Origin of the sequence: Mesorhizobium sp. B2-3-7 (assembly GCF_006442695.1) — a bacterium.
Classification (GTDB): Bacteria; Pseudomonadota; Alphaproteobacteria; order Rhizobiales; family Rhizobiaceae; genus Mesorhizobium.
On record NZ_VFVV01000002.1, the window covers coordinates 301,200 to 313,284 of the forward strand.

General features: G+C 64.9%; 6 protein-coding genes. 1 reads left to right on the forward strand and 5 read right to left on the reverse strand.

Annotation, left to right across the window (positions count from 1 at the left end):
* Positions 1 to 136 precede the first annotated feature (136 nt).
* Positions 137 to 3,286: an efflux RND transporter permease subunit gene (locus FJ940_RS05350; RefSeq protein WP_140559325.1), complete on the forward strand. Its 3,150-nt coding sequence runs from the start codon at positions 137 to 139 to the stop codon at positions 3,284 to 3,286.
* 77 nt (positions 3,287 to 3,363) lie between these two features.
* Here FJ940_RS05350 and FJ940_RS05355 read toward each other — a convergent pair whose 3' ends face one another.
* The 5 genes from FJ940_RS05355 to FJ940_RS05375 form a co-directional block, all read right to left on the reverse strand.
* Positions 3,364 to 5,073, reverse strand: coding sequence for an APC family permease (locus FJ940_RS05355; RefSeq protein WP_140555449.1), 1,710 nt, complete (start codon positions 5,071 to 5,073; stop codon positions 3,364 to 3,366).
* 251 nt (positions 5,074 to 5,324) lie between these two features.
* A complete protein-coding gene (locus FJ940_RS05360) occupies positions 5,325 to 7,694 on the reverse strand; it encodes an aminomethyltransferase family protein (protein ID WP_140655674.1) in 2,370 nt (789 codons plus the stop codon).
* Positions 7,695 to 8,001: 307 nt separating this feature from the next.
* A complete protein-coding gene (locus tag FJ940_RS05365) occupies positions 8,002 to 8,628 on the reverse strand; it encodes a sarcosine oxidase subunit gamma family protein (protein ID WP_140655675.1) in 627 nt (208 codons plus the stop codon).
* The gene (locus FJ940_RS05370; RefSeq protein WP_140555444.1) at positions 8,621 to 11,602 is read right to left on the reverse strand and encodes a sarcosine oxidase subunit alpha; all 2,982 of its coding nucleotides are present in this window, start codon (positions 11,600 to 11,602) and stop codon (positions 8,621 to 8,623) included. The genes FJ940_RS05365 and FJ940_RS05370 overlap by 8 nt, the downstream gene beginning before the upstream one ends.
* A 202-nt stretch (positions 11,603 to 11,804) precedes the next feature.
* Positions 11,805 to 12,080, reverse strand: a complete 276-nt coding sequence (locus FJ940_RS05375; RefSeq protein WP_140520863.1) for a sarcosine oxidase subunit delta — start codon at positions 12,078 to 12,080, stop codon at positions 11,805 to 11,807.
* Positions 12,081 to 12,085 lie beyond the last annotated feature (5 nt).

The following is a 12,085-nucleotide window of genomic DNA, read 5'->3' on the forward strand; positions in this document are numbered from 1 at the left end:
CCCCCGCATCATTGTCGCGTCACACGCGATGCGAGTCTCTCCGCTTGAGGGAGCTTCGCCGCCCGGAAGCCAGACGAAGAACGCATGAACGGCATGATGAACCTGCCCTGCAGATCAATTGGACTGGACTGGCGCCATGACCACCGACAGCAACACTGAAAAGCGGCCTTTCAACCTCTCGCGTTGGGCGATCGGGCATCCGAGCATCGCACGTTTCCTGTTCGGCCTGATCATCCTTGCCGGTGCGCTCGGCCTGATGCGCATGGGCCAGAAGGAAGATCCCGATTTCACCTTCCGCGTCATGGTCGTGCAGGCGATCTGGCCGGGTTCTTCGATCCAGGAGATGGAAGACCAGGTCGTCAACAAGATCGAACGCAAGCTGCAGGAAACGCCGCATCTCGACTTCGTGCGCTCCTATACGCGCGCCGGCAGCGCCATCATCACGGTTCAGATCAAGGGCGACACCAATGCGGCCCAGGTCAACGACGCCTTCTATCAGGTGCGCAAGAAGGTCGGCGACATAGCAGGCGATCTGCCGCAAGGCCTGCTCGGCCCCTATTTCAACGATGAATTCGGCGATACCTTCATCACCTTGCATTCGATCAGCGGCGATGGCTTCAGCTATCCCGAATTGAAGAAGTTCGCCATCCAGGCCCGCGATATGCTGCTGACGACGCCCGGCGTCGAAAAGGCGGTCATCATCGGCGACCAGCCCGAGAAGATCTATATCGACGTCTCGTCCAAGGCGCTGGCCGAGCGCGGCCTGACGCTGACTGACCTGCAGAACGCGATCAAGGGACAGAACAATGTTGACCCGGCAGGCTCTGTCGACACCGGCCTGCGCTCCGTCCGCATTTCGGTCGAGGGCGACGTCACCAGGGCGGCCGACATTCGCGAGCTGCGCTTGCGCGCCGGCAATCAGGTGACGCGCCTTGGCGATATCGCGACCGTGAGCTCGGGGCTGGAGGATCCTTTCGAGCGCAAGTACCGGTTCAATGGCCACGAGAGCGTCCAGCTCGGTGTCGTCATGGCCAAGGGCTTCAACGTCACCGATGTCGGCAAGGACGTCGAGGCGACCTACAAGCGATTCGAGGAGGCGCTGCCCTATGGCGTCTCCGTCGACCAGATATCGGACCAACCCGAGGTCGTCAGGGACGCTGTCAGCGAGTTCATGCATGCGCTCGGCGAAGCGCTGCTGATCGTGCTCGTCGTCTCGTTCCTGTCGATCGGCTGGCGCTCCGGACTTGTCATTGCGATCGCCATCCCGCTGGTCCTGGCCGCCACTTTCGCCATCATGTACGAGATCGGCATCGACCTGCAGCGCATTTCTCTCGGCGCCTTGATCATCGCGCTCGGCCTGCTTGTCGACGACGCCATGATCGTCGTCGAGATGATGGAACGCAAGCTGGAGGAGGGGCTGGTCAAGATCGAGGCGGCGGGTTTCGCCTATTCCTCGACCGCTTTCCCGATGCTGACCGGCACGCTGATCACCACCGCCGGCTTCATTCCCGTCGGCTTCGCCGCCTCCACCGCCGGCGAATATGTCCGCACGCTGTTCTACGTCGTCGGCATCGCGCTCGTCGTGTCCTGGTTCGTGGCGGTCTATTTCACGCCATGGCTGGGATATATGATCCTCAAGCAGCGCAAGCATGCCGGCTCCCACCACGACGTCTTCGACACCAGCTTCTATCGCCGGCTTCGCTCGACCGTTACCTGGGCCGTGCGCCATCGCATCATCGTGCTGACGATGACGCTGGTGACCTTCGCCACCAGCCTGTGGGCCTTCCAGTTCATTCCACAGAACTTCTTCCCGCAATCGTCGCGCCCGGAAATCCTCGTCGATCTCTGGCTGCCGGAAGGCACCAGCATCAAGGAAGTCGAGACGCAGGCCAAGGCGCTGGAAGCCAAGATGATGGACGACAAGGACAAGCGCTTCATCGCCACCTATATCGGCGAAGGCGCGCCGCGCTTCTTCCTGCCGCTGGACCAGCAGCTCAGGAATCCTAACTTCGCCCAGCTTCTTGTGATGGCCAATGACGAGCCGGCGCGCGAGCGGCTGATCGTCAAGCTGCGCACCATCCTGGCGCAGGACTTCCCCTCCATCCGCGGCAAGGTCGACCGCTTGTTCCTCGGCCCGCCGACAGGCTGGCCGGTGCAGATGCGCGTCATGGGCCCGGACCGCCAGGAAGTGCGGCGCATTGCCGACCAGGTGAAGGCGAAATTCCAGGCCAACCCGCTGCTCAGCGCCGTCCACGACGACTGGCTGGAACCTGTGCCGGCGATGAAGCTGGTCATCGACCAGGACCGCGCCCGCGCGCTGGGCGTCACCTCGCAACGCATTCGCCAGATGCTGCAGGCGTCCATGTCCGGCGCGCCGCTGGGCGACTTCCGCGACGGCGAAGAAACGGTGTCCATCGTCGCCCGCGAACCGGATGCCAGCCGCGCCCTGCTGTCCTCGGTCGATTCCATCTACATCCCGACCGATTTCGGTGGCTTCGTGCCGCTGTCGCAGGTGGCCAAGGTTGTGCCGGTGCTGGAGCAAGGCGTCGAGTGGCGGCGCGACCGCTTGCCGACCATCAGCGTGCGGGCGACCTTGCCCGACGGCGTGCAGTCCAACGATGTCGTCACCAAAATGTACAACGACATGAAGGATCTGCGCGACGGGCTTGCGCCGGGCTACAAGATCGAGATCCAGGGCGGTGCCGAGGACTCGGCGGAAAGCCAGGCTTCCATCGCCGCCAAGGCGCCGATCATGCTGGCCGTCATCGTCATATTGCTGATGGTCCAGCTGCAGCATTTCGGCAAGGCGATGCTGGTGCTGGCCACCGGTCCGCTCGGCATCATCGGTGCGGCCGCGGCCCTTTTGATCAGCGGCGCGCCGTTCGGCTTCGTCGCCATCCTCGGCGTCATCGCGCTGCTCGGCATCATCATGCGAAACTCCATCATCCTCGTCGACCAGATCGACCAGGACATCGCGAAAGGCATGGAACGCTCCGAAGCGATCATCGGCTCGGCTGTGCGCCGTTTCCGGCCGATCGTGTTGACGGCAATGACCGCGGTGCTGGCGCTGATCCCAATCTCGCGCGGCGTGTTCTGGGGGCCGCTCGCCTACGCCATGATGGGCGGCATTCTGGTTGCAACCGTGCTCACCATCCTGGTGCTGCCCGCTGGCTACGCCCTGTTCTTCGGCCGTGAGCGAAAGAAGGTGCCGACCGACGAACAGACGCCCGAACCGGAAACCGTCGAAGGCGTCGAGAGGCCGCAACTCGCTTTGGCGGCTGAATGAACCAAATCGGCCGGTCTCATTTGAGACCGGCCAATTTCTGTTCTTGCGGAGCCGAAGGCCGCTTGCCCGTCAGGCAATCAGATGACGAAAAACCAGTTGGCGATCAGCATTACCGCCACTCCGGCGACCAGCGTCAGATAGGGCAGCATGCCCGCCTTTTTCACCGAGAGGTCCGCTCCCGCCATGCCGAGGTCGGCCAGCATGTGGTCGGGGAACTTGCCGCCGTCCTGGATGTAATGGCGGAAGCAGAACACCGGGATGATCAGCGCCGCGGTGATCAGCCCGGCCCACAGCGCCATCGGGTTCCACACCTTGGCGCCGGCGCCCATGAAGATCGCGTTGACATAGGCGAAGATCGCCCCGATCCCCAAGAGCCACGTCGGGGCCTTCCATGGCCGCGCGATATGGCCGTTGTCGATGCGATGGATCCAGCCGGCATTGAGGTTGAGGAAGTTGAAGATGATGTAGCCGCAATTGGATACGGCGAGAATGAAGAAGAAGCTCGTCGCGTCGGCCGAGGCGATCGCCAGCACGATCAGGTTGAAGCACAGGTCGGTCCACATCGCCCGCGTCGGCGCGCCATGCTCGTTGACGTGACTGAGGTAGCGCGGCAGCCAGCCGTCGACGGAGCCCTGGTAGAGCGTGCGCGAGGAGCCGGCCATAGCCGTCATGATGCACAGCACAAGCGCCAGGATCATCAGCATCACCAGCAGGCTGTGGATAAGCCCGCCGCCGCCGACCATGCCGGCGAGAGCATCCGCCACGCCTGAGCCGTCAACGATCGGCGTCGCCAGCATGCCGTTGAGGCCGAGCACGCCCTGGAAGGTGAACGGCACCAGGATGAACAGCAGCATGCAGAGCAGGCCGGAATAGAAGATGGCCTTGAAGGTGTCGGTGCCCGGATTCTTGAACTCGGACGTATAGCAGACGGCGGTCTCGAAGCCGTAGGTCGACCAGGCCGCGATGAACATGCCGCCGAGCACCAGAGTCCAGCCGGCGATGTTCCAGGCGCCGGGCTCTGGCGCATAGGCGGCGGCCAAGGGAACCAGCGGCGAGAAATTGGCCCAGTTGATCTGGCCGGTGAAGATCGGCACGACGCCGACGATCAGCATCGGGACGATGACCAGCAGGCCGATATATTTCTGCACATTGGCGGTGCCCAGGATACCGCGATGCTGGATCGAGAAGATCATCAGCATCAGCACGGCGCCGATGAAGAAGGTGGCGTTGAAGGTGAAGGACACCGGACCCAGCGTGTGGCTGAACGCCGACCACGTGCGGATCGCCGGGGTCGCCGCCGCGGTCACCGCGGTAATGGCGTCGGCGGCGCTTGTTCCGGCATGTGCCGTGACATAGGCGGCGACCTCGGGCGACGTGTCGGTAAAGATCGGCACCGGCGCCAGCGCGTTGAGGATATAAGCGGCGGCGATCGAGCAGCCGAGCGAGAGCACCGGCGACCAGGCGAACCAGTTGCACCACACCGACAAGGGCGCGATGAACTTGGAGTAACGCAGCCAGGCGGTGGCGCCGTAGATCGAGGCGCCGCCCGATTTGTTCGGGAACAGGCCGGCGATCTCGGCATAGGTGAAGGATTGCAGGAAGCCCATGACCATGGACACCGTCCAGATCAGGAAAGCGAGCGTCCCGGTCGTGCCGGCAATGCCGCCGATCGAGAACAGGACGAGGGCCGGGACGCCGCTCGCCACCCAGAAGGCGCCGCGCCAGTCGATATGCCTGAGCAGCTTGCTTTCGGCAGGCTGGTCCAGGACTGTGCTTATGGTGCTCATGTCGGTGAATTCCCCTTTTTGATGTTCCCCGCCGGCGACGCCTCGGCTGTGCGAAGCTTGCTCCCGGCCAATATCGCCGCGACTTCAGTGTTTCCACTCAGTCGTATTTTTTTCTTAGGAGTGAAGATTGATCCGGCGCGCTTTCACGTCAAGCGTTTTGTCGCGCCGTGCACATCACGCTTGCGGGCGGGCGCACAAATGTGCCCCGCGGCGCCGCCGATGGGCAATCCCGTATGCCCGGAAGGCCGCGGTCAGGAACGCGGCCTGGTCTTCTGCGGATCGTAATGGGCGAAGGCCACGACTCGCGCCGGCAGCCGCTTGGCGTGGCCGTCGAGCTTGCCGATTTCAACTCGCGCGCCGATGGCGGCGTGGGTGACATCGAGCCGCGCCAGCGCGATGGTCTTGTTCAGCACCGGCGAGCGCATGCCCGACGTGACGACCCCGATCTGGGCGCGGCCGACATGCACGCAATCGCCATGGCCGACCGCGACGTTGGCATCGATGTCGAGCCCGACCAGTTTGTTCTGCGGGTTCTCCTTGCGCCGGATCAGCGCCTCGCGGCCGATGAAGTCGTCGGTCTTGGACTTCAGCGGCACGGTGAAGCCGATGCCGGCCTCGAACGGGTCGGTCTGGTCGGAGAACTCGTAACCGGCGAAGATCAGCCCGGCCTCGATGCGCACCATGTCCAGCGCCTGCAGGCCCATCGGCTTCAATCCATGCGGCTGGCCGGCGGCCCAGATCGCGTCGAAGACCTTTTCGGCGTCGCGCGGATGACACCAGATCTCGTAGCCGAGTTCACCGGTATAGCCGGTGCGCGAGACGACGACCGGAACGCCATTGCCGCCGCCGATGCGCGCGACGGCGAAGCGGAACCATTCCAGTTCCTCGATCGACGGCTGCAGCGGCGAGGTCCAGATCACCTTCCTCAGGATGTCGCGGCTCTTCGGCCCCTGCACGGCGATATTGTGCATCTGGTCGGTGGACGAGCGCACCAGCACGTTGAGGCCGAGCTTTGTCGCCGTCTCGCGCAGCCATTCGCCGGACAGATCGTCGCCGCCGACCCAGCGGAAATTGTCCTTGCCGAGCCTGAGCAGCGTGCCATCGTCGATCATGCCGCCATGCTCGTAGCACATGGCGGAATAGACGACCTGGCCCACGCCGAGCTTCTTGACGTCGCGGGTCAGCGTATATTGCAGCAGCGCTTCGGAATCCGGGCCGGTGACCTCGAATTTGCGCAGCGGCGACAGGTCCATGATCACGGCGTCCTGCCGGCAGGCCCAGTACTCGGCGATCGCGCCTTCCCTGGCGAAGGAATTGGCCAGCCAATAGCCCCTGTACTCGACGAAGTCGCGGGTGTGCTTGGCAAAGCTCGAATGAAAGGAGGTCTCGCGGGTCATTTTCGGTTCCGAATCGGGCGTCATGCGTCTGGCGATCGCACGCGAGAATTTGTGCTGGCCGGAATAGGTGCGCACATGGATGTCGGTCAGGTCCCAGCCATTGGCCGGCGTTGTGTCGTCGGGGCAGGCGGAGGACACGCAGACGATGTCGGTCAGCGCCCGCAGCAGCACATAGTCACCTGGCCGCGACCATGGCTCGTCGGAGACCATGACGCCATGCGCGTCGATTGCCGTGTTGAAGAAGAAGTTGATAGCCATCCAGCCGGCGCGTGGTGTGACGCCCTTGTCCGACAGCGCGCGGTTGAAGTTCTCCGAGCAGTTGGCATGGCCGGGATAGCCGATGTCATCGTAATATTTGGCGGCGCATGCGAGCGCGAAGGCGTCGTGCCGGCCGCATGTGTCCTGCACCACTTCGACCAGCGGCTCCATGTCCTGGTCGTAATATTTCGAGTGCAGCCCCGGCATCGGATAGCTCGATCCCATCAGCGTGCGTGTTGTCGTCACATCGAGCGGATGGTCGAGCCCCTTGTCCAGCTTGCGCGCCGAAAAGCACTGGAAGTCGGTGCATTGGCGCCCGTCGACGTCGATGATCTGCAGATAGTCGCCGGCTTTGACGAAATAGGATTCCGCCGTCGCCGAATGGACGCGCAGGTCGAGCACCGGATCGGCGAGCGGGTCGGCCAATTGGGACTTCGCCGCCGGACGGATGGTGGCACGCCGCACGATCACAGTAAGCGGCGTCGCCGTATCATGGCCGTCGACCAGCATCGGCCCGCCGGGCGCGGCGATCACCACCGAGCCGACGCGCACGATGGTGAAAGCCTGTTCGGTGCCGGCCGGCGTGGCGCCGCCGAATACGCGCACCGCCTTGGCCTGGTCGAGCTGCACCTGCCGGCGCGCGAGCCCGCGCCGCAGGGACGCGAGGCTGTCATCGCCCTCGGCAAGCAGTGCCTTGATGCCGGCGGCATTGCTGTTGGATTTTTCCCCGAGGATGGAGGGATCGGTCGCACCGGTGCCATCCCATGCCAGCAGTTCGCAAGCCTGGCCGCCCTCGACATTGCGCACTGTGATCGTGTCGCCGGCCTCGACCTCGATCAGCACCGCACCATTGCCCTGGACCGTATAGCGCTCCATGCCCGGCGGCAGCGCGATCTGGCCGGGCCGCAGGATCAGGCTCGGCCGGGGTGGTCCGGATGCGACGGCAGGGTAGGGCGACTGGCTCATCTCAGCCTTGCGGTTCGAGAAACAAGTTTGCCTGTGCGTGAAATTATTTTAGCAGCAAGAATAGCAGTGCGGGTGGGTTTGGCAAGGCGGTGGTGGGGCAGGTTCTTCCTTCTCCCCTTGTGGGGTCCGAAGGACGGGGCGAGATCCGTGGCTCGCCCCAGGGCGGTGGATCAGTGCCCAGCGCCGAGACGGTTGAGGGGGTGGGTGACGGCGTGCCGTCATTGCCAAGCTGGAGCACCACTCATCCGACCTCGCTCCGCGAGGCCACCTTCTCCTACAAGGGGAGAAGGGAAGGGCGTGCGCAAGGCTACGTCACTTCCTCGGAATGGCTGATATCCACACCATATTCCGCCGCCGCATCGAGCATCGTGTGCCACAGGCTCTCGGCAAAGGTCGCGAAGACCAGAACGTTGAACACCGCCTGTCCGTCCGCCCGATCATTCCCACGCCAGAGCGTGACGCTGGTGTGATCCATCGAGGTTGCGGCGGCAGAGCCGACCGCGAACACACCGGCATACAGATCGAGCGATGAAAGCTTGGCCAACATCGCCCGCGCCTTGTCACCGGAGATGCTGATCAGCGCCCGCGCATGCGACTGGTCAGACAGCGAAGCCGATCCGGCAAGCAGAGGAGCAAGCGCCTTCATCCCGTGCTTGCCACTCTTCGACAGCACGAAAAACTGATCCGGCCCGGACCAGATCAGCGTGGCGTCCGCAATCCGCACCGCCTTGGGCGCATCCGGACCGGCAATGCCGAAACACGCCGTCGCAGCCCTGGCCAGGTCACCCGCCTTGCCGCGGCGTGCCATCACTTGCACGAGGTCGAAATTGCGGATCTCGGTCAGCGAAACGCCGGTATCGCCCTGCGCGCCATGCGGACCGACGACCAGCGTGCGGTCGAGAGGGCTGCGCGCATCCCAGGTAAATTCAGCCACGCTGGCGCCCTCCATCCGGGTCGTAGAAGACGGGATTGCACAGTTCGACATCATACTCCTCTGCGCGCAGCGGATCGTGCGCGCGCACGGTCTCGCCGATACGCTCGCGACCACGTTCCACGAGAGCAAGCCCGATCCATTGATCCGATGTCGGCGAGAAGCAGACTGAGGTGACATAGCCCTGGTCGTTATCAGGTCCGGGCGTCTGGCCCTTCGGAACGATGTGCGCGCCGGAGCGCAGCCGCCGCGCCTTGTCGGTCGGCTTGATGCCGACGACGACCTGCCGGTCCGGCGCGACCAGTGCCTCGCGCCCGGCCATGATGCGGCCCACAAAATCCTTCTTGGTCGACATCATCTTGCCCAGGCCGAGGTCGGCGGCCGTGGTCGTGCCGTTCAGTTCCGGTCCGGCGACATGGCCCTTTTCGATGCGCATGACGCCAAGAGCCTCGGTGCCGTATGGCGTCACGCCGAACGGCTTGCCGGCCAGCATCAGATTGCGCACGAGCGCCTCGCCATAGCGCGCCGGCACCGAAATTTCGAACGCCATTTCGCCGGAGAAAGAGATGCGGAACAGCCGCGCCTTGATGCCGCCGCGCAGCGCGACTTCGCGTGCACCCATGAAGGGGAAGCCCTCGTTCGACAGGTCCTCGGCCGGATCGACGATCTCCTTCAGCAGATCACGCGTCTTCGGCCCGGCGACCGAAAACTGCGCCCACTGGTCGGAGACAGAGGTCAGTTGCACATCGAGTTTCGGGAACAGCACCTGCCGGCAGAATTCGAGATGCTGCATCACCAGTCCGGCCTTGGCGGTGGTGGTGGTGAGGAAATAATGATCCTCGGCCAGCCGCGAGGTCGTGCCGTCGTCGTAGACGAACCCGTCCTCGCGCAGCATCAGCCCGTAGCGCGCCTTGCCGACGGCGAGGCTGGAGAAGGTGTTGATGTAGACGCGGTCGAGGAAGGCGCCGGCATCGGGGCCGTGCACGTCGATCTTGCCGAGCGTCGAGACATCGCAGAAGCCGACGCCGGAACGCACCGTCTTGACCTCGCGTGTGACTGATTCCAGCCAGTCCTTCTCGCCCGTGTGCGGATACCATTGCGCGCGCTTCCACAGGCCGGTGTCGACGAAGACGGCACCCTGTTCGGCGGCCCAGTGATGCGAGGGCGTCAGCCTTGTGGCGTGAAAAGTCTCGTCGCGGTGATGGCCGGCAAAGGCGCCGATCGCGACCGGCACATAGGGCGGGCGGTAGATCGTCGTGCCGGTTTCGGGAATGGACTTGCCCGACACCGCGGCCATGATGGCAAGGCCGGCGACGTTGGAGGTCTTGCCCTGGTCGGTCGCCATGCCGAGCGTCGTGTAGCGCTTCAGATGCTCGACCGACTCGAAGCCCTCGCGCTGCGCCAGTTCGATGTCGGAAGCTGTGACATCGTGCTGCTGGTCGACGAACGCCTTGCCCTTGCCGGCGACATGCCAGAGCGGCGTCAACGAGAACGCCTCGTCATCGGCAGTTGGCGCTGTGCCGGCCTTGCCGCTGCGCCCGGCGTCGAGCGCGGCCGCCGCGCCTGCTGCAAACCCTCCCGCCAAACAGGCGCCGAGACCGAACGAGCCATTGGCTGCACCGGCGGCGACCATGCCGGGAGGCGCGCCGTCGGGCACGAAGGCGGCGATGTCGTCGCGCCATTTCGGCCGGCCGCGATGATAGGAGGTGAGCCCGACCGCCGGGTTCCAGCCGCCGGAGACCGCAAGCCCGTCCGCTTCCACTTCGGCTCGCGCGCCGCCGGTGAGAGAGACGGAGATTTTCCTCACACCGTCCTTGCCGCCGTCCGCACGGCTGACGGCGCCATGCAGCACCGGGAAGCCGCTCTTCGAGGCGAGCGAACGATGGGCGGGCGAGACGTCAGGCCGTGCGTCGATGACCGCCGCAATCTGCAAGCCTGCGCCGAGTACTGTCTCGACCGTGCGCCAGCCATCCTCATTGTTGGTGAACAGCGCGATGCGTTTTGCCGGCGCGGCGGCATAGCGCGCGACATAGGTCCGCATGGCCGAAGCCATCATCACGCCGGGCGTATCGTTGCCGGCAAAGACGACCGGCCGCTCGAGGGCGCCGGCCGCGACGACGCAACGCCTGGCCACGATGCGCCACATGCGCTGGCGCACCTGGTGCTCGGGCGGCGAGGGCAGATGGTCGTTGACCCGCTCGATCGCGCCATAGGTGCCGCCATCGTAGACGCCGAACAGCGTCGTGCGGGTCATGATGCGGACATCGGGCATTGCCTCGAGTTCCGCCAGGGTTCGCGACAGCCACTCGGCTGCCGGCAGCCCGTCGATCGTGCCGCCATCCGAGAGCAGGCGGCCGCCGGGGATAAAATCCTCTTCGCACAGGATGACGCGGGCGCCGGAGCGGCCGGCGGCAAGGGCCGCCGCAAGCCCGGTCGGGCCGGAGCCGGCGATCAGCACGTCGCAATGCGCCCAGGCCTTGTCATAGTGGTCGGGATCGGCAACGCCGGCGGCGCGGCCGAGGCCTGCGGCGCGGCGGATCGCCGGCTCGTAGATCGCCTCCCAGAATTTCGCCGGCCACATGAAGGTCTTGTAGTAGAAGCCGGCGACGAAGATCGGCGCGAAGAGCTGGTTGACCGACATCACGTCGAAATGGAGCGACGGCCAGCGGTTCTGGCTGGCGGCCTCAAGCCCTTCATAGAGCTCGGCGGTCGTGGCCTTGGTGTTCGGCTCGCGGCGTGCGCCGGTGCGCAGTTCGACCAGCGCGTTGGGCTCTTCCGAGCCAGCGGTCAGAATGCCGCGCGGACGGTGGTATTTGAACGAGCGGCCGACCAGCTTGACGCCGTTGGCGATCAGCGCCGACGCCAGCGTGTCGCCCTCGAAGCCGAAGAACGTCTTGCCATCGAAGCGGAAGCTCAGCGGTGACGAACGATCGAGGAGGCCGCCAGTGGAGAGACGATTGGACTGGGAGGAAATCACGATGCAGCCCCATGCACTGGCGTCGCGCTGCCCCTCATCGCCCTGCCGCTTCTTACCCTCCCCCTGGTGGGGAGGGTCGCTGCGAAGCAGCGGGGTGGGGGGGCGGCGCCGACCCCCACCCGGACCTGCGGTCCGACCTCCCTACAAGGGGGAGGTAAAGACGTACCGGCCTTCACCGCGGCGCTGAGCTGGACAGAAAAATTCATTTCGCAACCTGCCTCGCCCCGGCGCCCGCCGCCGGCTCCACGGCCGAAATTTCGTGCGTCAGCGTGTTGCGGGTGACCTTCAGCCACGCTCGGCAGCCGCCACCGTGATACCAATTCTCGTCCATCACGCCGGCGACATTGTCGCGCAGGTAAACGTAGTCGAAGACGTCGTCCTCCGAAGCGCCAGCCTCCGGACGCATCGGCTTGGCGTCGCCGAGATAGGTGAACTCGCCGAGGTCGCGTTCGCCGCAGAAGGGACAGGTGATGCGCATGGCAG

Excerpts from the sequence above, each read along its gene's own strand:
- FJ940_RS05350 (WP_140559325.1), top strand. The coding sequence starts at position 137 with ATGACCACCGACAGCAACACTGAAAAGCGGCCTTTCAACCTCTCGCGT.
- FJ940_RS05355 (WP_140555449.1), bottom strand. The coding sequence starts at position 5,073 with ATGAGCACCATAAGCACAGTCCTGGACCAGCCTGCCGAAAGCAAGCTG.
- FJ940_RS05360 (WP_140655674.1), bottom strand. The coding sequence starts at position 7,694 with ATGAGCCAGTCGCCCTACCCTGCCGTCGCATCCGGACCACCCCGGCCG.
- FJ940_RS05375 (WP_140520863.1), bottom strand. The coding sequence starts at position 12,080 with ATGCGCATCACCTGTCCCTTCTGCGGCGAACGCGACCTCGGCGAGTTC.